Source organism: Methylobacterium sp. CM6247, from assembly GCF_054817925.1.
Map to the genome: position 1 here is coordinate 761,362 of NZ_JBTXKX010000003.1, position 23,019 is coordinate 784,380.

At 65.4% G+C, this 23,019-nt stretch carries 21 protein-coding genes and 2 tRNA genes; 13 read left to right on the forward strand and 10 right to left on the reverse strand.

The features are described from left to right. Positions 1-5: 5 nt before the first annotated feature. Together ACYQOP_RS04375 and ACYQOP_RS04380 are read right to left on the reverse strand one after the other, a co-directional pair. On the reverse strand, positions 6-686 hold the full coding sequence (locus tag ACYQOP_RS04375; RefSeq protein ID WP_461221324.1) for a Crp/Fnr family transcriptional regulator: 681 nt from the start codon (positions 684-686) through the stop codon (positions 6-8). Between the two features lie 502 nt (positions 687-1,188). Continuing rightward, positions 1,189-1,971, reverse strand: coding sequence for an SDR family oxidoreductase (locus ACYQOP_RS04380; protein ID WP_461221325.1), 783 nt, complete (start codon positions 1,969-1,971; stop codon positions 1,189-1,191). A 433-nt stretch (positions 1,972-2,404) separates the two neighbouring features. On the opposite strand from ACYQOP_RS04380, the gene ACYQOP_RS04385 reads away from it, so the two are divergent. Further along, complete coding sequence (locus ACYQOP_RS04385; protein WP_461221326.1) at positions 2,405-2,680, forward strand: winged helix-turn-helix transcriptional regulator; 276 nt, start codon at positions 2,405-2,407, stop codon at positions 2,678-2,680. A gap of 170 nt (positions 2,681-2,850) precedes the next feature. On the opposite strand, the gene ACYQOP_RS04390 is transcribed toward ACYQOP_RS04385, so the two are convergent. After that, positions 2,851-4,026 carry a GAF domain-containing protein gene (locus ACYQOP_RS04390; protein ID WP_461221328.1) on the reverse strand — a complete coding sequence of 392 codons (1,176 nt, stop codon included), beginning with the start codon at positions 4,024-4,026 and terminating at the stop codon, positions 2,851-2,853. A 277-nt stretch (positions 4,027-4,303) separates the two neighbouring features. Here ACYQOP_RS04390 and ACYQOP_RS04395 point away from each other — a divergent pair, with 277 nt between their 5' ends. Both ACYQOP_RS04395 and ACYQOP_RS04400 read left to right on the forward strand, forming a co-directional pair. Next, a complete protein-coding gene (locus tag ACYQOP_RS04395) occupies positions 4,304-5,926 on the forward strand; it encodes a GMC family oxidoreductase (RefSeq protein WP_461221330.1) in 1,623 nt (540 codons plus the stop codon). Positions 5,927-6,304: 378 nt separating this feature from the next. Further along, a complete protein-coding gene (locus ACYQOP_RS04400; RefSeq protein WP_461221331.1) occupies positions 6,305-7,177 on the forward strand; it encodes an SAM-dependent methyltransferase in 873 nt (290 codons plus the stop codon). A gap of 777 nt (positions 7,178-7,954) precedes the next feature. Here ACYQOP_RS04400 and ACYQOP_RS04405 read toward each other — a convergent pair. After that, positions 7,955-8,029 (reverse strand) — tRNA-Gly (locus ACYQOP_RS04405). Positions 8,030-8,269: 240 nt separating this feature from the next. On the opposite strand from ACYQOP_RS04405, the gene ACYQOP_RS04410 reads away from it, so the two are divergent. From ACYQOP_RS04410 to ACYQOP_RS04420, 3 genes are all read left to right on the forward strand, one after another. After that, the gene (locus ACYQOP_RS04410; protein ID WP_162239900.1) at positions 8,270-8,956 is read left to right on the forward strand and encodes a Maf-like protein; all 687 of its coding nucleotides are present in this window, start codon (positions 8,270-8,272) and stop codon (positions 8,954-8,956) included. Continuing rightward, the gene (locus ACYQOP_RS04415; RefSeq protein ID WP_311275930.1) at positions 8,953-9,147 is read left to right on the forward strand and encodes a DNA gyrase inhibitor YacG; all 195 of its coding nucleotides are present in this window, start codon (positions 8,953-8,955) and stop codon (positions 9,145-9,147) included. The genes ACYQOP_RS04410 and ACYQOP_RS04415 overlap by 4 nt, the downstream gene beginning before the upstream one ends. Before the next feature lie 100 nt (positions 9,148-9,247). Then, positions 9,248-9,323 (forward strand) — tRNA-Phe (locus ACYQOP_RS04420). Between the two features lie 269 nt (positions 9,324-9,592). On the opposite strand, the gene ACYQOP_RS04425 is transcribed toward ACYQOP_RS04420, so the two are convergent. From ACYQOP_RS04425 to sfnG, 3 genes are all read right to left on the reverse strand, one after another. Further along, positions 9,593-10,015, reverse strand: a complete 423-nt coding sequence (locus tag ACYQOP_RS04425; RefSeq protein ID WP_461221332.1) for a hypothetical protein — start codon at positions 10,013-10,015, stop codon at positions 9,593-9,595. 351 nt (positions 10,016-10,366) lie between these two features. Continuing rightward, positions 10,367-11,617 carry an SfnB family sulfur acquisition oxidoreductase gene (locus tag ACYQOP_RS04430; protein WP_461221334.1) on the reverse strand — a complete coding sequence of 417 codons (1,251 nt, stop codon included), beginning with the start codon at positions 11,615-11,617 and terminating at the stop codon, positions 10,367-10,369. Positions 11,618-11,855: 238 nt separating this feature from the next. Further along, positions 11,856-12,965, reverse strand: coding sequence for a dimethylsulfone monooxygenase SfnG (sfnG, locus tag ACYQOP_RS04435; RefSeq protein ID WP_056428126.1), 1,110 nt, complete (start codon positions 12,963-12,965; stop codon positions 11,856-11,858). A gap of 521 nt (positions 12,966-13,486) precedes the next feature. Here sfnG and ACYQOP_RS04440 point away from each other — a divergent pair. The 5 genes from ACYQOP_RS04440 to ACYQOP_RS04460 all read left to right on the forward strand — a co-directional run bounded on the left by ACYQOP_RS04440 (position 13,487) and on the right by ACYQOP_RS04460 (position 18,864). After that, positions 13,487-14,644 (forward strand): complex I NDUFA9 subunit family protein, encoded by a 1,158-nt coding sequence (locus tag ACYQOP_RS04440; RefSeq protein WP_056428129.1) that lies wholly within the window; start codon positions 13,487-13,489, stop codon positions 14,642-14,644. A gap of 441 nt (positions 14,645-15,085) precedes the next feature. Further along, positions 15,086-15,223, forward strand: coding sequence for a hypothetical protein (locus ACYQOP_RS04445; RefSeq protein WP_420604614.1), 138 nt, complete (start codon positions 15,086-15,088; stop codon positions 15,221-15,223). Between the two features lie 119 nt (positions 15,224-15,342). Continuing rightward, entirely contained in the window at positions 15,343-16,269 is a 927-nt protein-coding gene (gene ppk2, locus ACYQOP_RS04450; RefSeq protein ID WP_056428132.1) for a polyphosphate kinase 2, read from the forward strand. 122 nt (positions 16,270-16,391) lie between these two features. After that, entirely contained in the window at positions 16,392-17,186 is a 795-nt protein-coding gene (locus tag ACYQOP_RS04455) for an enoyl-CoA hydratase/isomerase family protein (protein WP_207410975.1), read from the forward strand. 169 nt (positions 17,187-17,355) lie between these two features. Further along, on the forward strand, positions 17,356-18,864 hold the full coding sequence (locus ACYQOP_RS04460; protein WP_461221335.1) for a carbohydrate porin: 1,509 nt from the start codon (positions 17,356-17,358) through the stop codon (positions 18,862-18,864). A gap of 91 nt (positions 18,865-18,955) precedes the next feature. Here the strand turns inward: ACYQOP_RS04460 and ACYQOP_RS04465 are convergent, their stop codons facing one another. Further along, on the reverse strand, positions 18,956-19,405 hold the full coding sequence (locus ACYQOP_RS04465; RefSeq protein ID WP_056428138.1) for a MarR family winged helix-turn-helix transcriptional regulator: 450 nt from the start codon (positions 19,403-19,405) through the stop codon (positions 18,956-18,958). A 225-nt stretch (positions 19,406-19,630) separates the two neighbouring features. Between ACYQOP_RS04465 and ACYQOP_RS04470 the strand changes: the two genes are divergently transcribed. Then, on the forward strand, positions 19,631-19,930 hold the full coding sequence (locus ACYQOP_RS04470) for a hypothetical protein (RefSeq protein WP_461221336.1): 300 nt from the start codon (positions 19,631-19,633) through the stop codon (positions 19,928-19,930). Positions 19,931-20,286: 356 nt separating this feature from the next. Further along, positions 20,287-20,514, forward strand: a complete 228-nt coding sequence (locus tag ACYQOP_RS04475; protein ID WP_082470407.1) for a hypothetical protein — start codon at positions 20,287-20,289, stop codon at positions 20,512-20,514. A 102-nt stretch (positions 20,515-20,616) separates the two neighbouring features. On the opposite strand, the gene ACYQOP_RS04480 is transcribed toward ACYQOP_RS04475, so the two are convergent. Both ACYQOP_RS04480 and ACYQOP_RS04485 read right to left on the reverse strand, forming a co-directional pair. Continuing rightward, positions 20,617-22,053, reverse strand: coding sequence for an NAD-dependent succinate-semialdehyde dehydrogenase (locus tag ACYQOP_RS04480; protein ID WP_461221337.1), 1,437 nt, complete (start codon positions 22,051-22,053; stop codon positions 20,617-20,619). Between the two features lie 88 nt (positions 22,054-22,141). Then, positions 22,142-22,933, reverse strand: coding sequence for a class II glutamine amidotransferase (locus ACYQOP_RS04485; protein WP_461221338.1), 792 nt, complete (start codon positions 22,931-22,933; stop codon positions 22,142-22,144). Positions 22,934-23,019: the final 86 nt, after the last annotated feature.

Below are 23,019 nucleotides of genomic sequence, written 5' to 3' on the forward strand. Positions count from 1 at the left end.
CCGCTTCAGATCCGGGACGGACCGCCGAGGGCCGCCAGACGCTGTGCGAACTTCACATTCACGCGTGAACGTCCAAGATCGATGATGCCGGACCGGCGCCAATCCTGAAGAACGCGGTTCACGCTTTCCCGCGCCGCGCCAACATAAGCAGCAAGCTCTTGCTGCGTCACCTGAATCTCGGCACCGTAATCCTCGGACAACATGATCAGTCGGCGTGCCAATCGAGCGTCGAGGGGAAGCAGCGTGGCTTCCTCCATCCGCTCGCTCATCCAGCGCAGTCTTTGGCACAGGAATTCGATGATCCGTACCGCCAGCGTTGCGTCATGCGTGAGAAGGCCGAGGAAGTCCCGCCGCTCGATGACGAAGAGATCCGTCGCCTCGAGTGCGACGGCCTCTGCGGTGCGGGCATGGCCGTCCAGAAGGGCAATCTCGCCGAAGACATCGCCGGCCCCGAGGAGATTCAGCGTCACGGACCGCCCCTCCTCGCTGCAAGCGGCGATGCGGATCTGCCCGCGACGGATCGCGTAGAGAGCATCGCCCGGATCGCCCTTCTGGAAAAGTATCTCGTTTCGCGCGACGCTCACCGTCCTGCACAGGCCGGCGATGCTTTGGATGGCTTCCTGGCCCAGTTCGGCGAAGAAAGGATTGGCCGCCAGGATGCGGGTGAGCCTGTGTGGCGTGCTCACGGCCGCGTCCCCTGAAGTCGCGAGGCCGGGCGCACGTTCGGGACCAGACTTCGCAGACAAGCGATACGTCGACGTTCGAACCTCGGACCGGATCTGCGAGGACGGCGCTCCGCGCGCAGCGTCGCCCCCAGGGTCTTCTTCGCACCGGAACGGGTACTCCCGCCGAAGGCACTGCTCTGTTTCACCGTCATCGTCCGATCCGTCCTGCAGCCTCGTGTCGGCGCGACGCCTCGCCCTATGGCTCTTCATGGACCGGATCGTCCGTGATGAAGGTCACAGAGCGGCGCAGCCAAGTCGTCGCGCGAGGTTAGGCTCGCATGACGGCCCAATGCACAACGGCGTCTCAGTATCTCTCACAGAACTGCCTTTGCGCCGTCGTGCTCCGAGCGAGGGCCGACCGTGGCCGGGAGTTTCGTAAGCACTCTTGGAGCCGGGAGATCTGGCAAGACCGGTCCTTCGGCAAGACTTGCGCGTCTCCTTCGGCCGGGGCGTCGCGCCTTCCTCACACGGTCGGTATCGTGCCTCCATCGATGACGTACTCGGTCCCGCTGATCGAGGACGCATGGGGTGATACGAGGAACAGGATCAGACTCGCGACTTCCTGGGGCTTTGCGGGGCGTCCGAGTGGGATGCCGCCAATGCTGTTCATGATGATCTGCTTGCCCCCTTCATAATCCGTCCCCGCTTCGGCCGCGAGGCGTTCCGCCAGCTGGATCGATGCTTCGGTCTCGACCCATCCCGGAGAGACGCGAACGACCCTGACGCCCTTGGGCGTGACCTCCCTGGACAAGGCCTTGCTGTAGGTGGAGAGCGCGCCTTTCGCAGCGGCGTAGGCGGTGGTGGATTCCGGCAGGGGGAGCTGGCGCTGGATCGACGTGACATGCACGACGATTCCGTGCCCACGCTCGACCATGGCAGGGACAAGGGCTCGGTCGAAGCGGACCGCCGCCATCAGGTTCTGTTGTATCTCCCTGTCCCAGGTCTCGTCGTCGAGCGCCGAAAAGCCGCCGCCCGGGGCGCTCGAGCCGCCGAGTACGTTGACGATGATGTCGACCCCCCCGAACGCCGCAATCGCTGCCCGGGCCAAGTCGGAGCATCCGGCGGATGACAGCAGGTCCGCCGCGACGAATTCCACACCGTCCGGCAGGTTGGCCGGTCTTGCGCGAGCGCTCGTCATCACGCGCGCCCCGGCTTCCACCAGGGCGGAGACGACAGCCTCGCCAATGCCTTTGGTACCGCCGGTCACCAGCGCCCGCTGACCAGCGAGATCGATCCACGAAGCCATTAGCGGCTCGCTCCCGGTCGGCTGGGCCCCTCCGTTCCCGAAAGAACGTGGTCAGAGATCGGTGGCGTGGCTGTCGTCGAGTCCGACATGGGGGCGAATATCCCCTCAGCCCGAGGCTTCGCACGCCCCATCGCCGCTAAAGCGAGCTCGGGATACGCCCGTCCTCCCTCGCAGAAGGCCGAGTCGGGCATGAGGTGCGCAGCCTGACGGGTTATGCGGGTCATTGTACAATAAGCCACGATGGCTTGCGGTGTATTCGTCATCGACGAGGCTCCTTCACGACGTATCGGGTGCGCTACGTACGAGGAGTACTTGTTCACACTAATGGTGGATCATGACAAGAACAGACGAAAAGGTAAGGCCCTAACCTGAAAGTAAGCATGAGCCTTATACGCCAGAATCAGCGGCACTCGCTGTCGGATCCATCATCCGAATGCTGGAGGGCCGGTGGAAGCTCATCATTTTGTTCCAACTCTTCGGGGGTCAGCGTCTCCGGTTCTCCGATCTCGAGCGCGCGATCCCGGCGATTTCACAAAAGATGCTGGTTCAGCAGTTACGAGGGTTGGAAGCAGACGGAATCGTGACACGCCTCGTCCACCATCAGGTTCCGCCGAAAGTCGAGTATAGCTTCACGGAGTGGGGGCAATCGTTGTGCCCGATGCTGGACGCGCTTCTGAAATGGGCCGCTGCGCCAGACACGCAGGAATAAGATCGCGCCGCGGAATCGTCATGCTCAGCAACGGCGGAATTGCTTCGATCACCCGGCCGGATTGAGCCGCAGACGGCCTAACGGGTCGCTCGACGAAGACGCGGGACGCTGCACCAAAGGGGAGATTTGAAGAAAGGCGGGCAACCTAACCTATGCCCCGCCTTGCGCCCTCAAGCCCGAGATCGAGCGTGAGGTTTCACCGCATGCTGCGCAGCAGGATCGCGGCCTCGGGCCGAGTCATGCCGTCCCTCCCTTCGGAGGGCCTCGCGCAATTGCCGTTCGGTCGCCCGCAGGCGGACCTCGGAGGAGGCCAAAGCGGCAAGCGCCGACAGAGCCTGCGCCTCACGCTCATCGAGCACGCGCTGCTTGTAGTCGATCACGCAGAGCGAGCCGACGGGGAAGCCTTCGTTGTCGAGGACGGGAACGCCTGCGTAGAAGCGGAACCCAGGATCGCCCGCAACGGCCGGATTATTGTTGAACCGAGGGTCCTGTGCGAGATCCTCCACCGAGAAGACCCCTTTTTGCAGAATCGTATAGTTGCAGAACGCCCAACTCCGCGGCGTCTCCGGAAGATCGAGCCCAAGGCGTGACTTGAACCATTGCTGCGTCGGCGTGAGCAGGGTCAGCAGCGAGATCGGTGCTTTCAGAGTCTGGCTGGCAAGCCATGTCAGGCGATCGAAGGTCTCCTCGGGCGCCGTGCCCAGGAGCCCGGATCGTTCCAACGCCACAAGCCTCTGGCCCTCGTTGAGGGCGACCGGGAAGGGCAAGGCCCCGGACGGCAGTGCCGTCTGCCCCGTATCGGCCAGCGATCGGCGGATGGCCGCCACCGCCTGTTCGGGGGTATCGATCGCGATCACACGACCGAGCCCATCGGACCTTTCCGGCGGCACGGAGGCACCCACGGCCAAAATGCGGCTGTGACCTAAGGATGGGTTGGCCACGAGGCTGTGCAGGAGGCAGGACCGTTCGACATCCCCGTCCGCAAGATCGACCGCGATGGCATGGGGACGGGCCGAGCCGAGCGCGAACAGCGCAGCATGCAGATCTTCGAAGATCTCAGCCTCGCATTCGGGGACGGCGGCGAACACTTCCTCGTAGAAACGAATTCGGTCTCCCGGTGTGATGACGATCACAGTGGCGGAGGCCGAGGGCGTGCCACATCCACCACCCTCGATGAGCGCTTCGATATCCGTCCGATACACACGGCGATGCCCACCCGGCGTCTTCCAAGACGGAACCGAGCCCCCCTCGATGAGCAGCTGAGCTGTGCGGACTGAAACGCCGAGCAGCTTGGCCGTCTGGGCCGTGGTGAGGATGTCCTTCTCCATCGCCTTCACTGTGTCCACCTGCTGATCCCGCCGACGCGAACGGCGCCGTCGGCAGCAAAAAACGAGCCCTAGCAGGGAAGCTGTCCCCGCGCAAAATTGGCATATTTGCTAAATCTGATATATTTGATATAGCGACGCTTCCCTGTAGCGGTTTAGCCACGAGCCGCAGACGGGTGCACCGTCTCCCGAAGCCGGATCTCGGCAACTCCAGCATTTCGCAGCGGAAGCCACCAAAGACCGGGGGAGACTGTCTTTGTCCCCAGTGACCACAGTTTATGGAAGAAGGAGGCATGAAATGGTGAGCCAAACCTTTGATGAAGACCGGGATTTGTCTCGTCGTGCGCGGGAGAACCAAGGGCGCCTCATCGCCGAGTTGAAGCCGCACTACGATTTCATCGTGTGCGGCGCTGGCGCGTCGGGCTCCGTCGTCGCACGGCGGCTCGCGGAGAACTCCGAAGCGCAGGTGCTGTTGATCGAAGCCGGCGGCAGCGATGACGCGGAGGCCGTGCTCGACCCCGCTCAATGGCCCGCCAATCTGGGCAGCGAGCGGGATTGGGGTTTCCAGGCGCAACCGAACCCGCATCTGAACGGTCGTGCCCTGTCGATGTCGATGGGCAAAGGTCTCGGGGGTGGCTCCAGCATCAACGTCATGGTGTGGGCGCGCGGGCATCGCAGCGACTGGGATTTCTTCGCCGAAGAGGCAGGCGATCCTGGTTGGGGTTACGACAACGTCCTCGAGATCTACCGTCGGATCGAGAATTGGCAGGGGACGCCCGATCCCGCCTATCGCGGCCAATCGGGTCCGGTCTGGGTCCAGCCCGCCTCTGATCCCAGTCCCATTGCATACGCGATGCTCGATGCCGCCCGCGAGATCGGTATCCCGACCTTCGAGCACCCGAACGGCCTGATGATGGAGGGGCCGGGCGGCGCCTCTATCTCGGACATGCTGGTCCGCGACGGCCGGCGCCAGTCGCTTTACCGGGCCTATATCCGCCCCTGGCTCGACCGCCTCAACCTGACGGTCTTGACCGACACGACCGTTCGGCGAGTGCTGATCGAGAATCGGCGCGCCGTTGGTGTCGAGGTGGTTCGCGCCGGGCAGGTCCTCACGATCCACGCCCGGTCCGAGGTCGTGCTGTCACTGGGCGCGATCCAGACGCCCAAGGTCCTGATGCATTCGGGCATCGGAGATCAGGCGGAACTGACCCGTATGGGAATACCGGTGCTGCAGCATCTGCCGGGCGTCGGGCAAAACCTTCAAGACCACGTGTCCTTCGGATGCATCTGGAATTACGAGGAGCCGATCGCCCCGCGTAACAGCGGTAGCGAGGCCACCCTGTACTGGAAGAGTCGTCCGGAACTCGATGCGCCGGACGTGTTGTTCTGCCAGGTCGAATTCCCCGTCCCGAGCGAGCGGACCGCGGCGCGCGGAGTGCCGGCGCATGGCTGGACGATGTTCGCCGGTCTCGCGCATCCGGCGAGCCGCGGCCGGCTGCGTCTGACGAGCGCCGACCCCTCGGTGCCGATGGCGATTGAGGCCAACATGATGTCCGAGCCCGCGGATATGGCAACGGCCCTCAGATGCGTCGATCTCTGCCGCCAATTGGGAAATGCTCACGCGTTCCGGCCCTTTGTCCGCAACGAGGCCATGCCCGGCGACCTCCAGGGGGACGCGCGCGAAGAGTTCGTCCGTGATGCCGCGGTCACCTACTGGCACCAGAGCTGCACGGCCAAGATGGGCCGTGACGCGATGTCGGTCGTCGATGCGTCGCTGAAGGTTTACGGGATCGAATCCCTGCGTATCGCGGATGCCTCGGTCATGCCGCGTGTGACCACGGGGAATACTCAAGCGCCCTGCGCCATCATCGGAGAACGGGCAGCGCAGATGATCCACCAGGCTCACGGCCTGTCATCATAGCGCAGCCATGCGCCGCGCCGAAGGACGGCGTCCGCGGTGAGGATATCGGCAGGATGGCGGTTCCTGGATGCTCGGTCATCGACACGATTGTCCCAGGTCTTGGCGCCATCCTGCGTGATGCCGTGAGCCTAGAACAGATGATTTCATGTATCGTCAAGCAGATGCATAGCATCATATCGGCATCATCAGAATTTTTGTCAGTACTCCCGGCTCAAGCGCGCTTGTCGTCTGCGAAATTTCGAATGATCACCGGCCGGCCATCTCCGCGCGCATGAATCGATCTTGATCCAGGCACATCGGATCGGTCGCAATCATGCGAGATCCTTCTCATTCACAGGTCACGACCAGATATCGTGATCGTCGCACTGGTGGTCCCCGATGAACGTCCATGCTGTCGAACGCAAGCTGCGGCAAATGGGAGATGAGGCAAGGGGGCTCGCCGTGATCGGTGCGGTCTTACGCGTGCGGCAAGGAGCGGCACAGGTTCATCCGGAGGTAGAGCGCCGTCTGCTCGATGCGGTCGCCGCCTTGGTGCCGGGAGGCCTGGATGAGCTCGATCAGGAGCGGATGTCCGCTCTACTGACATCCGCCACCCACGCGCTGGAGGAAGCACGGGATCTGTTCGAGCATCCGGACAGGCCTCCGCTCCGGCAGGTCAGCGATCCCGCGATGCTGCAGGCGCAAGGCCAAGCCTCGCGCGGCGTCGTAGGGCGCTTGGCAGCCTTGGCGGCGGAGCGTCCAGCGCTCGCGGCCGCGCTTGGCGGGCATTTCCTGGACGTCGGCACCGGTGTCGCCGGCATCGCCCTGGAGGCGGCTGCGCAATGGCCTTCGCTGCATGTCGTTGGTTTGGACATCTGGAAGCCCGCCCTCGATTTGGCCCGCCAGAACGTGGCGGCGAGCCCTTTTGGCAGCCGCATCGAACTTCGCCTGCAGGATGTGACCCGTTTCGATGAAGTAGCGCGCTACTCGCTGACATGGCTCCCGGCGCCCTTCCTTTCGCAGGACGCGGCCCGGACAGCGCTCGATCGACTGACGGCTGCTCTCCGACCGAAGGGATATCTGGTCGTGGGGCTCTATGCCCCGCCGGCGGAGCCCATCGGAGCCGCACTGGCGGCCCTGCGGCTGGCCCGGAGTGGCGGGCATCTGTGGGATTGTCACGACATGGAGGTTGAACTGCGCTCCCGCGGGTTCACTGCTGTCGAGACCTGTCGCGGACAGCCGGTGTCGCTCGTCATGGGACAGGGCGCATAAAGCGCTCGTCCCTCAGCCTGCCCCGGTACGCCCGCGCCGTCATCGGCGACTGGTCCGGCATCGGCGACGCGTGCGGCGACCCCGCCCCGGGCACCCCGGAGAACATCGACGCCCTGATGGCCCGTCGGGAAGCTTACGAACGGTGGACCGGCTCGTGTTCACCCCGGCCCTCGACGCGAACACCGACCAGGCCGTCGACGCCGCAGCCTGAGATCCACCGCATATCGTCCTGAGCGGGCGCCGGTGGGTGAACGGCCTGACTTGGTCTAATATCGCGACCGACCTCGTGGTGAGGAAGGCGACGGCGAAGGCGGGCGTCTTCGCCGCTCACGATCTGAAGCTCTGCCCCCTCGTAGTGACCTTACCGGACAAGGTGCCGGCTGATCGCCGCGTCGGTCCGTTGATCTTAGACGAGACAGCCGGCCGGCCCTTCGCCGAGTCCGCTAAGGGCGCGAATGGCGAATCGTCGCGAAGGCCGCAGGAGTGCCGGACCATGTCTGGAACGTGGACGCCAGGGCAGGAGCGATCACGGAAGCTGAGGATGCTGGCGCAGATCTCGACCACATCGGGTCGGCTGCGGCGCACGCACGGACATCGACGACGCAGCGCTACTCGCGAGGCGCAGTCAGAAAATCACGCGTGGTAGCGAATCTTCGGGTCGCGCATCGGGCCGTGAAGAACGGGGCCTGAACAGGCCTTGGGGAACGCGACGGCGAACATGGGGAACGCGAGATCAGCGGAAGAGGCCCAGAAAATCTGACGCTTCAACGAGTTAGTTGGAGCGGGCGATCGGGATCGAACCGACGACATTCAGCTTGGGAAGCTGACGTTCTACCACTGAACTACGCCCGCATGCCGGTTGCGGGAGGGCCTCGACAGCCTCCCCTCGCCCAGCGGAGCGGACCATATCAGAGCGGCCCGCTTTGTCCACGGCCTGGCCAGGGCGCGGCGCGACGGTTTGCGTTTCCAAGGAGCGGGCTTTCCGATAGCGTACCGGCCGGTCCGGCATGTCGATCCGGCACTCCGAGCGGGCCTCTCGCGACCGGGTCGGCCCGCCTCCTCCCCCAGCCTGCGGATTGTCAAAAAGCACCAATGGATATCTCTTCCGCGCAGGGCGGCACGCACGCCACGATGAATGACGCCTCCGGCGAGACGCCGCGCCGGGGCCCTCGCCTCGTTCTCGCCTCCGCCTCACCGCGCCGGCTGGCGCTGCTGCAGCAAGCGGGCATCGAGCCCGACGCCCTGCTTCCCGCCGATGTCGACGAGACCCCCCACAAATCGGAAGCGCCGCGCGAGCTCGCACGACGCCTCGCCAGGGCCAAGCTCGACGTAGCGGGGGACGCCGCCCGCCGCCGCGACGACATGCGCGACAGCTACATCGTCGCGGCCGATACGGTGGTGGCCGTGGGACGGCGCGTCCTGCCGAAGGCGGAACTGGCCGACGAGGCCACCGATTGCCTGCGCCTGCTCTCCGGGCGCCAGCATCGTGTCTACACGGCGGTCTGCGTGCTCTCGCCCAAGGGAAGCCGCCGCGAGCGTGTGGTGGAGACGCGGGTGCGGTTCAAGCGTCTCTCCGGCCGCGACATCGAGCGCTACATCGCCTCGGACGAGTGGCGGGGCAAGGCGGGCGGCTACGCCATCCAGGGTCTCGCCGGCACCTTCGTGGTCAAGCTCGTCGGCTCGCACAGCGCCGTCATCGGCCTGCCGCTCTACGAGACGATCAGCCTTCTCGAAGGCGAGGGCTTTCCCGTGCGGCAAGGCTGGGGGGCGATGGCATGAGCCGGGCCGTTCCCATCAAGCCGAAGCCGGAGCCGTGCCCGATCTGCCGCAAGCCCGCACAGCCGGAATTCCAGCCCTTCTGCTCGGCCCGCTGCGCCGATATCGACCTCGGCCGCTGGCTCACCGACCGCTACGCGATCCCCACCGAGGAGGACGAAACCGAGGACGAGGACCCGCCGCGTTCGTCCTGAGCCGATTCCATCGCACGAAGCGCGCAAAGGAGGCTGGACAGGGCCCCGCCACCTCACTATACCCCCGCTCCAGTCGACGGCGCCAAGCGCTTCGGCGGGGGCCCAGGTAGCTCAGTTGGTAGAGCATGCGACTGAAAATCGCAGTGTCGGCGGTTCGACTCCGTCCCTGGGCACCATCTATTTTTTTAAGCTCGTAGTTTCGCTGGATTATCCCTATCGCTCCCGCACCAGGGTAGCAGGTGAGGGATAAATGAGCGCCGAGCGGGCCAGCCGGACTTTGTCGGCGGTGCGTGTGTAGACCGCGCTTTCCCGGCTTCCGGGCGTCCACTCATAGAGAGCATTGCGCTGGGCCACTGTACTCCAGCTTTGGCAGCACGGGGCGCGCCGGCGTTCCGTAGACCGCGCGTTGACCCCGCCCGCCGGCATCACGACAGATCTTGTTGAATCAGTTCCCGTACGATTCTTTCGTGAAGGCTCGGCCGTGCTCGCTGATGATGCAGGTGAGATCTCCGGTCGGCGTCGCTGCGATCGACTCGGCCAGCATCGGGGGGATTGCCCGCGGGACGACGTTTCCCGTCCTCGACAGCACCCCGTTCCGGACGTGCTGACGACCAATCTTCACCGCATCGCCGCGCCTGAAGCCCGTATAGAGCAACGGGTCGAAGGCGAGGCGCTGGCGGGTGCCGACCGGCCACTTCGCTTCAAACCGGGCTAGTTCGTCCTCCGTCCAGCCAAGGAAGCGCACGTCGTCATTCGCGCCCGTCAGCAGCTTGGCGTTGAGGGTCGGGACGATGCCACGCATGGCCTTCAGGAATGTGTTGGCGGCGTGCGGCTTGTCGCGGCGCTTATCCCGGCCGGCGAGAATCACCCCCGATCTATGTTTGTCAGAGACTCCGAACCGGCGGTTTCTGCATCGCGCGGTACACCGTATGCCGCCTGTGCGTGGAGGCGCTGAGGTCTGACCATTCGGCGCTCTCGAGGCATTTCTTGATGAGCCATGAGAGTACCCCTGTGGCTGGCCCTTTGTACCTCGGCGGGCGCTCCCTCGGGCGCGAGGCCGTAGGGTGGCTGCTGCCATTCGCTTCCTGCGCAAAACAGAGCTCGGCCATTTCGGGGAGAACGTCCGCTTCCCTCGTTCGTCGTTGGAAAGCGGACGGGTCACCATTTCACGACGAAGTGCTGGGTTCAGGCACGAGCACCCTTCGTCCGGCTCCTTCCGTCAGCTCCAGGCGTGGAACGGCGGGTTCACGCCGTTGAGGGCGTGGTTGCCGATGATCGCGTATTTCCAGCGCACCGGGTCGTGGAGGGTGTGGGTGCGGGCGTTGCGCCAGTGCCGGTCGAGGTTGCTCTCGGCCAGGGTCGAGCGGGTGCCGGCGAGCTCGAATAGCTTGCTGCTCGCCTGCACGGCGATCTCGGTGGTGAGCACCTTCGATTCGGCGACGGCGAGCTGGGCCGCAGCCACCGTCTCCGCGCTCGGGTTGGCCACTGCTTCGTCGAGGGCGAGGCCGGCTTTGTCGAGGATGGCTTCGGCCGCATGGAGCCGGATCGTCAGCTCGCCGATCGCCTGGATCGTATAGGGATCGTCGGAGGCGCGGTCCTGGCCGCTATCGACCCAGGGGCGGGTCTTGGTGCGGACGAAGGCGATGGTGTCGTCGATGGCCTCGCGGGCGATGCCGGCATCCACTGCCGCCTGGATGATCTGGAAGATCGCCCCGTCGGAGCGCGGCTGCTCGTAGCCCTTCCAGGCCGGGACGAGATGGCTCTTGGGCACACGGACGTCGTCGATGAGGACGGTGCCGCTCGCCGTGGTCCGCTGGCCGAAGGCCGACCAGTCGTCGATAACGGTGAGGCCGGGGGCGCCCCTGTCGGCGATGGCGTACCAGGCGCGCCCCTCGCCATCGAGGGCGACGATGGGGACGAGATGGGCGAGCAGCGCCCCCGTCGAATAGAACTTCTTGCCGCGCACGATGACGTGGTCGCCGTCATCGACGAAATGGGTCTTGAAATCGGCGGCGCGCGGGGTGCCGATCTCCGAGAAGGCGTTGCCGAAGCGGGTGCCCTTCAGGACCTCGCCGAACAGCAGCGCCTGCTGCTCCGGGTCGGATACCGTACGGATCGCCGCCACGATGCCGAGGTGGTTCTGCGAGATCTGGCCAATCGAGGGGTCGGCGGCCGAGATGATGGCGACGACCTGCGCCAAGGTCTTGTAGGACACCTCCGGCCCGCCGAAGGCCTTGGGAACGTTGATCGACCAGAGCCCGCTCTGGGAGAACGCGTCGAGCTCGGCATAGGGCCGCCGGTTGGTCTGGTCGCGTTCGGACGCGCCCTCGCGGAACTCCCTGGCGAGGGAATGGGCGACGCGGATCGCCTCGGCATCGTCGCGGATTACGTGGGCGGGGGATGCCGGACGGGGAACCGGCGGCGCGCCCCGGGCGGTTTCGAGCGACTGTGCGCTGACGGCGATGTTCATGGATGGCTCCAGGGTACCGGGCAGACGATGGGCTGGTTTGAACGGGCGTTTGAAGACCTCAGCCGGATCCCCCTCTCCCCGCCAGCGGGGAGAGGGCCGAGCCCCCCTCGTCGGGGGCGAGGCAAGCGGAGGCGAGGCCGAAGCGAGGGTGAGGGGGCGATTCCGAAAGAGGCTCCTCCGGACGAGCCCCCTCACCGTCGGCTGCCGCCTCGTCGTCGGCTGGCGCTGGAAAGGCCGCTCAGGCGGCCTCGGCCCGGCGCTCGCGCGCGGCTTCGAGCGCCCTCACCTTCGGGATGATGTGCGCGCCGAAATAGGCGACCTCCTCCTGGAAGTGCAGGAAGGCGAGGAGCGCGAGGTCGACGCCGGCATCCTTCAGGGCCACGATACGCTCGGCAATCTGGTCGGGCGTGCCGATCAAGTTGGTCTTGAAGCCGTCATTGTACTGGACGAGGTCCTCGAAGCTCGATTTCGCCCAGTTGCCCTCCCCTTCCGGGGAGGCCTTGCCGGCGTTCTTCACCTCGTGACCGAAGGCCTTCACCGCATCGGGATCGGCGTTGTCGATGATCTCCTGGAGGACGGCGCGGGCCTCTTCCTCGGTGTCGCGGGCGATGACGAAGGCGTTGACGCCGACCTTCACCGAATGGCCGTTGGCCGAGGCCTTGGCCTGGATGTCGTCTACCTGTGCGCGGATCCCCTCCGGCGTGTTGCCGTTGGTGAAATACCAATCGGAGACGCGGGCCGCCATGTCGCGCGCCGCGCGGGACGAGCCACCCTGGAAGATCTCGGGCTGCGGGTCGGCCGGCTTCGGCTTCAGGGTGTAGTTGGTGTAGCGGTAGAAATCGCCGCGGAAGGTGAAGTCGTCCTGCGTCCAGATTCCGCGCAAGGAGCGGATGAACTCCTCCGAGCGGCGATAACGCTCGTCATGGTCGAGCCAGGGCTCGCCGATGGCGCGGAACTCACCGGAGAACCAGCCCGACACGACGTTGATGGCGATGCGCCCGTTGGTGAGTTGGCTGATCGTCGCGATCTGCTTGGCGGCGATGGTAGGGTTCCAGGGGCCGGGCAGGAGCGCGGCGATGACCTTGAGCTTCGTGGTCACGGCCAGCAAGGCGTGGCTGAACGCCACCGATTCATGCTGGTACTCGGCGCCGTAACCGGCGGTGAAGCGAATCTGCGTCAGGGCGTAGTCGAACCCCGCCTCCTCGGCGATCTGTGCGAGGCGGCGATTGTAATCCGCTTCCCAGCTCGTGCGTTGTTCGATCTTGCTGATGACAAGGCCACCGGACACGTTCGGCACCCAATAGGCAAAACGGATCGGCTCCGGAGGGCGATGGCTCGGGCGGGTCATAGTTCTATCCGCGAATGTGAGAAACCAGGCATTCATCTGGAGCGAAAGCCTCAGTTGAATACATTATTGCAGCAAGCACATTATCATTCACTGCTTGTGCTTCATCTTTGATAAATGAAATCTCTTACAAACCGGCCCTATAGTCAAAGGAATGGAAATACATTTTCTTGCCGCAGACAAGGACAATCTTTCGATACGCAGCCGTTCAGCGAGAACATTCTATTTCCTCCCCGTCGCCCCCCCTCGGTGAGACGATCACCCGGGGTGCATCGGACGCGTCGCGGAGCCGACCTTCGCCACAGGGTGCCGACCGCCGGCCCCTCCGTGAACGACGGGGTATCGGGGGTTTTCCCTCGCCGAATGTTCCATCGCCGCCTGGGCCTCCCGCGCTGCCGTCAACGGCCCTAGCTATCGATGCGCGAGCGATGGTAATCCCGCGTTCAGTGGTGACGGACAGAGACTCGGCCCCGGCCCGGACAGGGCGTGGCAGGGCATCTCGGATGACAGGTGGGAACCAGGCGATGACCGGCTTCGACGCTTCGACCTCTCCTTTCGCCGGACCGTCATTGCCGCGTCCGTCATCGCAGCTGGTCACCGTCTTCGGCGGTTCGGGCTTCCTCGGACGCCATGTGGTGCGGGCGCTGGCCAAGCGCGGCTACCGTATCCGGGTCGCGGTCCGGCGGCCGGACCTCGCCCTGTTCCTGCAGCCTCTCGGTAAGGTCGGGCAGATCGTCGCCGTGCAGGCGAACCTGCGCTACCCGGATTCCATCGCCAGGGCGGTGGAGGGAGCCGACGCGGTGGTGAACCTCGTCGGCATCCTCCAGGAGACCGGCAGGCAGGGATTCCTCACGCTTCAGGCCGAAGGGGCGGGCGAGATCGCCCGTGCCGCCGCCGCAATCGGCGCGCCCCTGGTCCACGTCTCGGCCATCGGGGCGGACCCGCATTCCGACTCTCTCTACGCGCGCTCGAAGGCGCTGGGCGAGGCGAAGGTGCTGGCGGCCCAGCCCCGGGCTGTGGTCCTGCGTCCCTCCCTGGTCTTCGGCCCCGGAGACAGCTTCTTCAACCGTTTCGCGTCGCTCGCCCGCGTGCTCCCGGTCCTCCCCCTCGCCGGAGCCGAGACGCGCTTCCAGCCGGTCTTCGTCGGCGATGTGGCCGAGGCCGTGGCCCGCGCGGTGGACGGGCAGGCCGAGGCCGGCCGCGTCTACGAACTCGGCGGCCCGGAGGTCGAGACCCTCGACGGCCTCGTCCGCTACATGCTGAAGACCACCCGCCGCCGCCGCCTCGTCGTCGACCTGCCCAAGCCCATCGCCATGCTGCAGGCCCGCGTGATCGAGACCGTGGACACGCTGAGCCTCGGCCTGCTGCCGGACAGCCTCAAGCTCACCCGCGACCAGGTCACGCTGCTCCAGACCGACAACGTGGTCTCGGAAGCCGCCAAGGCGGAAGGCCGCACGCTGGACGGGCTCGGCATCCTGCCCACCGCGATGGCCGCCATCGTGCCCGGCTACCTCTGGACCTTCCGCAAGGCGGGCCAGTTCTCGAAGGAGGCCTTCACCGCTTCAGAGGAGGAGGCCGCAGAGCCGTCCTCCCCGCCGGTCGCCCGGCCGAGCGGTCCCCCGATCGGCCCCGATGCGGCGGCCCCGAGCCGGATGGGCGTACGCTGGGGCACGCGGGGATAGTTCACCGTCTGGAGTGGCGGCGCAGAACGGATGAAATCCGAAACCGGACGAATGTTTGAAACAGAGAGGTTGTGTGTAGCCGCGAAGTTTCGTCGTAGCCCGGAGAAAAGCGTCACCTGCATTGGCGTGCAGGGCTGCGCGGCTAGGATGGCACCCAGAAGCTGGCCGGGCACAAACGCGTGGCGTTGATCGATGCCGAAGGGCATGTCCTGGCTTCAGCGAACGTGCAGGATCGCGTTGCGCTGGCTGCCCTTGATGACGGCAAAAAGAGATGGTCCAGCCTGCACTCTGCCAAATTCGACGGTGCCTCATGGTCGAGCGCTGCCAGGATTGGTGCTTGATCCAGGGCACGCGCCACCCCGCCATCGAGAAGCCGCCGGATCAGAGCTGCCCTCATCTTGAGCTTGTCGAAGGATGTCGTGCTGGAACAGCGCCGAGACGTTGAATGAATCTTCGGTGGGCTTCGCCATTGGGGCGGCCCGCACCGCCAACGTGCCGAACGCCCTGGATGTCGCAACCAGACGGCTCGCTTGCGTCGCCGTCCTCCCGGCCAAAAATGCCCTCGACAATCCCGCATGAGAAGGCAGGCCAATACAGGCTCTAGGGAGCTCGTTGCCGTCGCCGAGGAGGTCTCCTTACTGTCATGCAGTTGTGATCCAAGGGCCTGGATCATTCCCATTCATCAGGAAGGCAATGTTATGGACGGCACGCGCGCCGGGACTCGTCCTTTCGATATCGAGGCTATTCGTCGAGAGATGGCCGACGACTTCGATGAAGAATTGGAGATGGAACTAGAAGACGAGCGCCTTGAGCGACTGGTTAGCGAAATCGATGCAAGCCCGCGTCCGCCCAGCATGGACCGGCGAGTCTATTTCCGTGAGCTGTTTCGGCTCCAACACGAGCTGGTTCGTCTGCAGGATTGGGTCCAGGCCCAGAAGCTCCGCGTGGTCGTGATCTTCGAAGGGCGGGATTCGGCTGGTAAGGGCGGGGCCATCAAGCGCATCACCCAGCGTCTCAATCCGCGCGTCTGTCGCGTTGCCGCGCTTCCGGCTCCCAGCGAGCGCGAGCGCACGCAATGGTATTTCCAGCGCTACGTCGCGCATCTGCCGGCGGGCGGCGAGATCGTGCTGTTCGACCGCTCCTGGTACAATCGCGCCGGCGTCGAGCGCGTGATGGGGTTCTGCACCCCGGACCAGTACGAAGAGTTCTTCCAGTCCGCGCCGGAATTCGAGCGCATGCTGGTGCGGTCCGGCATCATCGTGCTGAAATACTGGTTCTCAATCACCGATCAGGAGCAGGAACTGCGCTTCAACATGCGCATCCACGATCCCCTGAAACAGTGGAAGCTCTCACCGATGGACGTCGAATCCCGTCGCCGTTGGGAGGATTATACCAAGGCGAAGGAAGTGATGCTCGCCCGCACGCACATTCCCGAGGCGCCGTGGTGGGTGGTCGAGGCCGTGGACAAGAAGAAGGCCCGCCTCAACTGCATCAGCCATCTCCTCACGCAGATCCCCTATGGTGACGTGGAGCACCCGCCGGTGCATCTGCCCGAGCGCATGCGCCACGAGGATTACGCCCGCCAGCCAGTTCCGCAGGATATGTTCGTCCCGGCGCTGTTCTGATCGGAGCCGAGGGCATCGAAGGCCGCCTGTCCGGTCTCCCTGCGGTTGCCCAAAGCGGCACGGATGGGCAAGACCTGTGTCGAAGAGGCCGATGAACGGCCGGTCCGGCATGGGAACCCCGCATGAGCGCCACCGACGAGATCCTGTTCGAAACCGACGATGCCGGCATCGCCCGCATCGTCCTCAACCGGCCACAGGCACGAAACGCCCTGACCTTCGCGATGTATCAGGGCCTCATCGACCTGTGCGGGCGGATCGAGTCAGACGAACGGATCAAGGTTCTCGTCATTACCGGCGCCGGTGAGAAGGCCTTCGCCGCCGGCACCGATATCGCCCAGTTCCGGGACTTCTCCAGCCCGGAGGACGCCCTTGGATACGAGCGCTTCATGGACAAGGTCCTCGGCACGCTCGAGCGTCTGCGCGTGCCGGTCATCGCCGCTGTCGCTGGCGCTTGTACCGGCGGCGGTGCCGCCATCGCGGCTTCCTGCGACCTACGCATCGCCACACGCGATGCCCGGTTCGGCTTTCCCATTGCGCGGACGCTCGGCAATTGCCTGTCCATGTCGAACCTTCAGCGCCTGTCCGGCCTCATCGGTCCCGCACGGGTGAAGGACATGATCTTCACCGCTCGGTTGTTCGGCGCGGAGGAGGCGCTTTCGGCCGGTCTCGTCGGCGAAGTCGTGGAAGATGCCGCCGCTCTCGCCGCCAGGGCGACGGAACTCGCGACGCAGCTTGCCGGCCATGCACCGCTGACCCTGCGCGCCACGAAGGAAGGTCTGCGCCGCCTCGCCGCCGAGGAGGAGGCATCGGAACGGCCCGACGACGATCTCATCCTCATGTGCTACACAAGCGCCGATTTCCGCGAGGGCATGGAGGCGTTCCTGGCCAAGCGCCCGCCGAACTGGACCGGCAAGTAAGGCGCTCCTCACAGAGCACTGCTCTGAAGCGGATGTGGGAAGCGCGACACACCGGGATAGGGAATTCCTGCGGCCACATCGCTCCCTCGTATCGGTTACAGCTCTGTCACGCTCTGCATGATAGAGCGCGAGCGGGGGTCGGTCGCCCTGGGACACGCTTTTCCGAGGAATGATGCTCCGCTCGTTTCCTCTTGCGACCGTCGCAGCCCTGATGTCCGGCCTTGCCGTGTCTGGCGCCCACGCCCAGACCGCTGCCGAGATTGCGGCACGGCAGGCGCGTCTGGCGCTGGAGGGGCTCGATATCGGCTCACCGCGCGGTGCCGGCGGCGATCCGCAGACGTCGGTGGCGCAGTCGGTGACCTCGGCCAAGCCTTCGGCCAACCTCAACACCTCGATACAGGACCAGCTCGGCCCGTATGGCGCCCCCTATGGCCTGCGTTCCTTTCTGAAGACCAAAGGCATCGAGTACAGCCTCACCTATATCGGTGAGAGCTTCGGCAACGCGACGGGCGGTGTACGGCGCGGTGCGATCGTCGAAGGGCGCCTGGATATCCAGTTCGATGCCGACCTCGAGAAGCTGGCAGGTTGGCAAGGGGCGACCTTCCACACCAATCTCTACCTCATCCACGGCACCGGCCTGTCGCGCTACTACGTCAACAATTTCATCACCGTGAGCGCCATCGAGGCACTGCCCTCTTCGCGGCTGTACGAAATCTGGCTGGAACAGAAGCTGTTCGACGGACAGTTCGGATTGAAGGTCGGTCAGATCGCGGCCGATCCCGAATTCGCAGTGACTCAGACCGGCACGCTGTTCATCAATTCCACCTTCGGCTGGCCCAACATCATGGCGGAGGTGCTGCCGAGCGGCGGTCCGATCTACCCGCTGGCGGTGCCGGCGATCCGGGCGAAATACGTCCCGAACCAGAATTTCTCGCTGCAGGTCGGCGTCTTCGACGGCGATCCGGCAGGGCCTTACCCCAGCGATCTCGATCCTCAGCGCCGCAACCGCACCGGCACGAATTTCCGCACCAGCGATCCCGCCCTCGTCATCGCGGAAGCTGCCTATGCGTACAACATCGCGCAGGGTGATGAGGGCGATCCCGGCACGGTGACGCTGGGGGGCTGGCATCATTTTGGCCGGTTCGACAGCCAGCGTTTCGACGAGGCCGGGCGCTCACTGGCCGATCCGTCCACCACCGGCATCGCCCGGCGCTTTCGCGGCGATAGCGGCCTCTACGGCATCATCGACCAGACCATCTACCGCGAGCCCGATGACCCCAATGACGGTGCCAGTGTGTTCCTGCGCCTGTCCGGTTCGCCCTCCGACCGCAACATCGTGGATTTCTACGCCGATATGGGCATTGCCTATAAGGGCCTCTTCAAGGGACGGTCCGACGACACGATCGGCGTCGCCTTCGCCCTGGCCCGCATCTCGGACATTGCCCGTGGGTTCGACACCGATGTGATCCGCTTCGGCGGCGCGAGTGGACCCCGTCGGAGCAGCGAGGCCGTGATCGAGGCGACCTATCAGGCCGTCCTCGGACCCGGCGTCACGGTTCAGCCGGACATCCAGTATATCTTTCGCCCGGGCGGCGGCGTGCCCAATCCGCGCGATCCCGATGGCGCCCGGATCAAGAATGCCGCGGTGTTCGGCGTGCGGGCGACGGTGCGTTACTGAGGAGCACCGGCTTCTCGCACCTCGCGAATGTTTCGAGCAAAGTGGCAAGATCTCCGGGCGCGATAGGCCCCGAGTGCCCTGCCGGGCCGGGTCACATCGTCAGCGCGGCCACGGCGGCACGGTAAATGGTCTGATCGATCGCGCCGAGATGTTCGGCGCAAGCGGCTTGCGCCTTCTCCCAGAGCGGGTACGCCTGTGCCAGGACTGTGCGACCTTCGTCGGTAAGCAGGATGCGTCTCACGCGCCTGTCGTCCGCATCGGCCTCGATTCTTAGCAGCCCGCGTCGTTCCAGGGGCTTCACGTTCGCGGTGATGGTCGTGCGATCCATCGCTAGGGCCTGTGCCAGCACGCCGATGGTCGGAGCCTCGTCTCGGACGAGCATCATCAGCAGCGTAAACTGCCAGTTCGAGAGACCAGTCGGGCGGAGCGCCGCGTCATAGCGCCGGCCAATGGCGCGTGCCGCCTTCTGAGCCGCGAAGCTGAAGCAGGCTTGTTCGACCCCGGCCGCGATCTTTGGAGTGAGGACCGGATGTCCGGCCATACGAAATTCCCTGGAGTGTTGATACCAACGAGATAATGGCCCTGCGGGTTTTGTACAGCCCCTGCCAAACGAGACCTCCTCGAAATATGATTGATATCAACCTATGTGCGGACGCGCACCGCAGGCCGCGGCGCTACGTTTATATCAACGTTATTGCAACGGGCCGAAGCGTCGGGGCATCGGAAACCTCCCCCGACGAACGCTCACCGAACAGGACGTCGTATCATGACCACTCGCTCCACCTTCATCACCGGCGCCATCCTCACACTCGTCGTCGCCGCCATCGTTCCTGCCAAGGCCGAGCCGGCGAGGTCGTTCGACGCCTGGGGGCATCGCTTCACCGTCCCCGGTACCCAAGCGACCTTGATCGCATCCGCCACCAACTCGCCGAACACCGCTTCCATCGTGCCGAAGCGGTCCTACGCATCGGCCAAGGCGAGCGCAGAGACCGTGGACGCTCCGTCTAAGCCGTCGATCCGCACGCTCAATATCTGGGGTGCACGCGTCGATGCCCCCCGCTACTGACGACAGGGCTGAGAACGACGTCGAAGCTCCACCTCATTGGCGGAGGGCGGCGTCCACCGGCTGCCGATCCGAGGCGCCTCGGCTTCGGGACTTAGGTCTGAAACCCTTGGTGAAGTGACAAGCCCAGCCGATGACGAGACAGGGTGAGACATCCCATCCTGTCTCATGCTTTCCAGCGACGTTTGCGGATCGAAACGGCTGGAGACGTAAACGGCCGCGCGGTCCAATTGGAAGCATCGCATTGATACGGTCGATATCGGATATCGATGCTATCTGTTTGATGAATGTTGCGCCGCAAAATATATCGGTCTCACGAAACGGGGCATCGGCCCCGAAACATCAGAGGGATCAATATTATGACCGTTCGTAGCCTTGTCCTCGCGGCTCTCGCCTCCGCCACCCTGGTCGGTACCGCGACCGCCGACGAGCGCATCACCGTCACCCCCACGCTCTATCGGGAGCAGGCCCGCGTCACGGCCGCCGTGCGTCCGGCCTCCGAGCTGACCACCACGCCGTCCCTGACCTCGCGTGCTCCCGCGACCCGGCGCATCGTCGCCGAGATCGTCGACCCCGCGACCCGCTAAGGCCGCTCCCGTGAGCGGGGCCGGAGCAAAGGCGTGCATCAGCGCTCCATGGGGTCTGCCCCATGGAGCGTTTTGCTTGTCGAGCCCACCGAATGCGGGCGCTCAGGCGCTCGCCTGGCTCACGAACTTCGTCGTCAGATAGGCCTCGATCGCCTCCGAGCCGCCCTCGCTGCCGTAGCCGGAATCCTTGATGCCGCCGAAGGGGGTTTCGGGGAAGGCGAGGCCGTGATGGTTGATGCCGAGCATGCCGCTCTCGACCCGAGCGGCGATCTCCGTCGCGCGGGTGGCCGAGCGGGTGTAGGCGTAGGCGGCGAGACCATAGGGCAGCCGGTTGGCCTCGGCGAAGGCCGCCTCGTCGTCGGAGAAGCGCTGGACCAGGGCCACGGGGCCGAACGGCTCCTCGTTCATGATCCGCGCAGTGAGCGGGGTCTCGGTGATTACGGTCGGTTCGAAGAAATGGCCGCGGTTGCCGATGCGCTTGCCGCCGGTGCGGAGCTCCGCGCCCTGCGCTACGGCATCGGCCACCAGGGATTCCATCGCCTCGCGCCGGCGGGCATGGATCAACGGTCCCATCTGGGTCTCGGGATCGAGCCCGTCGCCGACCCTGATGCCCTGTGCATGCGCCACGAACCCCTCGACGAAGCGGTCGTAGACGGAATCGTGGATGAGGAAGCGGGTCGGCGCGACGCAGACCTGCCCGGCATTGCGGAATTTGTTGGCGCCGAGCACCGAGACGGCCTTCTCGACATCCGCGTCGGCGAAGACCAGGGCGGGGGCGTGGCCCCCGAGTTCCATGGTGATGCGCTTCATGTGGCGCCCGGCCAAAGCCGCGAGCTCCTTGCCCACCGGAGTGGAGCCGGTGAACGAGATCTTGGCGATGACCGGATGCGGGATCAGGTAGGACGAGATTTCGGCCGGATCGCCGAAGACCAGGGACAGCACGTCACCCGGCACCCCGGCATCGAGGAAGGCGCGGACGAGTTCGGCGCAGCTCGCTGGCGTATCTTCCGGCCCCTTCAGGATCACCGAGCAGCCGGCGCAGAGCGCCGCCGAGAGCTTGCGGACGGCCTGGTTGATCGGGAAGTTCCAGGGCGTGAAGGCGGCCACGGGACCCACCGGCTCGCGCAGAACCATCTGGGTCACGCCCGACACGCGGGCGGGGATGATGCGGCCGTAGGCGCGTTTCCCTTCCTCGGCGAACCAGTCGATGACGTCGGCGGCGGCAAGCGTCTCCACCCGCGCTTCGGCCAGCGGCTTGCCCTGTTCCAGCGTCATCGTCCGGGCGATGTCGTCGACGCGCGAACGGAGCAGATCGGCGGCCCGCCGCATCACCTTGGCGCGATCGAAGGCCGCGACCCTGCGCCATTCGGTGAATCCGCGACGGGCGGCTTCCAGGGCACGGTCGAGATCGTTGCGCGTCGCCACCGCCACGGTGCCAATGGCGTCGCCGGTAGCGGGGTTGAGGACGGGGATCGTCCGCGCGTCGGAGCCGGGCGTCCAGGCCCCGGCGATGTGAAGGGTCACGTCCGTGTCGGTCATCGGCGGCTCACGCTCTCGAAGGAGCATGGGTTGTCCGCCCTTCGCGCCAGCGCCGCAACCCTCCGTGCCGCAACCCTCGGGAGCGGTCTCAGGCGGCGATGCGGACCCGCGTCTCGTCGGCGCCCTTCACCGTCACCGTGCCGCCGCGCGTCGCCTGCAGCGTGCCGCCGCGCGGGATCACGATCCAGCCCTCCTTGCAATCGTCGATGGGCTCGGAGACCACTACGAGGCCGGTTTCGGTCTGGCGGTAATAGAGACTCGGCGGGCGACCGTCGCAGGCCCAGCGATAGGCCGTCAGGGTCTCGCCGTCGGTGACGACGGAGGTGAAGCGCAGGGCCTCGGTGATTCCGGCCGCCTGCATCAGGTCGCGGACCGTGGAAAGGGTTTCGGCCATGGCGCCGATCGGGTCTTCGGCGAGGCCGTTGGCCAGGGCCAGGAGGAAGATCGCCTCGGAATCGGTGGTGCCGCGCCGCGCTTCGTAGAGCGCGTCCGGGATCAGGGCCTCGATCCGCCGCTTGATGCGGTGATAACCGCCGATCTGGCCGTTATGCATGAACAGGTGCCGGCCATGGGCGAAGGGATGGCAGTTCGCCCGCGTGGTGGCCGTGCCGGTCGAGGCGCGGACATGGGCGAAGAACATCCGCGCGCGGACTTGCTGGCAGAGGTTGACGAGGTTCTCGTCCGACCAGGCCGGGCAGACGTCGCGATACTGGCCCGGATCGGTCCGTTCGCCGTACCAGCCGATGCCGAAACCGTCGCCGTTGGTCTCCGTCTTCGCCTCGGTGGCGTGCAGCGACTGATGCACCAGCGAGTGCGTCGGCGCGCAGACGAGATCGGTCAGGAAGACCGGATCACCGCTATAGGCGAGAAAGCGGCACATGACTGAGCAACACCCCCCTGTTTCGGCACCCCTCCCCGGATCGGGAAACAGAAACCGTTCCATGATCCAGCTTGACGGTCGTTGAA

Excerpts from the sequence above, each read along its gene's own strand:
- ACYQOP_RS04410 (WP_162239900.1), top strand. The coding sequence starts at position 8,270 with ATGGATATCTCTTCCGCGCAGGGCGGCACGCACGCCACGATGAATGAC.
- ACYQOP_RS04440 (WP_056428129.1), top strand. The coding sequence starts at position 13,487 with ATGACCGGCTTCGACGCTTCGACCTCTCCTTTCGCCGGACCGTCATTG.
- ACYQOP_RS04430 (WP_461221334.1), bottom strand. The coding sequence starts at position 11,617 with ATGAACATCGCCGTCAGCGCACAGTCGCTCGAAACCGCCCGGGGCGCG.
- ACYQOP_RS04400 (WP_461221331.1), top strand. The coding sequence starts at position 6,305 with ATGAACGTCCATGCTGTCGAACGCAAGCTGCGGCAAATGGGAGATGAG.
- ACYQOP_RS04455 (WP_207410975.1), top strand. The coding sequence starts at position 16,392 with ATGAGCGCCACCGACGAGATCCTGTTCGAAACCGACGATGCCGGCATC.
- ACYQOP_RS04395 (WP_461221330.1), top strand. The coding sequence starts at position 4,304 with ATGGTGAGCCAAACCTTTGATGAAGACCGGGATTTGTCTCGTCGTGCG.
- ACYQOP_RS04385 (WP_461221326.1), top strand. The coding sequence starts at position 2,405 with ATGCTGGAGGGCCGGTGGAAGCTCATCATTTTGTTCCAACTCTTCGGG.
- sfnG (WP_056428126.1), bottom strand. The coding sequence starts at position 12,965 with ATGACCCGCCCGAGCCATCGCCCTCCGGAGCCGATCCGTTTTGCCTAT.
- ACYQOP_RS04480 (WP_461221337.1), bottom strand. The coding sequence starts at position 22,053 with ATGACCGACACGGACGTGACCCTTCACATCGCCGGGGCCTGGACGCCC.
- ACYQOP_RS04380 (WP_461221325.1), bottom strand. The coding sequence starts at position 1,971 with ATGGCTTCGTGGATCGATCTCGCTGGTCAGCGGGCGCTGGTGACCGGC.
- ACYQOP_RS04465 (WP_056428138.1), bottom strand. The coding sequence starts at position 19,405 with ATGGCCGGACATCCGGTCCTCACTCCAAAGATCGCGGCCGGGGTCGAA.
- ACYQOP_RS04470 (WP_461221336.1), top strand. The coding sequence starts at position 19,631 with ATGACCACTCGCTCCACCTTCATCACCGGCGCCATCCTCACACTCGTC.
- ACYQOP_RS04475 (WP_082470407.1), top strand. The coding sequence starts at position 20,287 with ATGACCGTTCGTAGCCTTGTCCTCGCGGCTCTCGCCTCCGCCACCCTG.
- ACYQOP_RS04485 (WP_461221338.1), bottom strand. The coding sequence starts at position 22,933 with ATGTGCCGCTTTCTCGCCTATAGCGGTGATCCGGTCTTCCTGACCGAT.
- ppk2 (WP_056428132.1), top strand. The coding sequence starts at position 15,343 with ATGGACGGCACGCGCGCCGGGACTCGTCCTTTCGATATCGAGGCTATT.
- ACYQOP_RS04460 (WP_461221335.1), top strand. The coding sequence starts at position 17,356 with ATGATGCTCCGCTCGTTTCCTCTTGCGACCGTCGCAGCCCTGATGTCC.
- ACYQOP_RS04415 (WP_311275930.1), top strand. The coding sequence starts at position 8,953 with ATGAGCCGGGCCGTTCCCATCAAGCCGAAGCCGGAGCCGTGCCCGATC.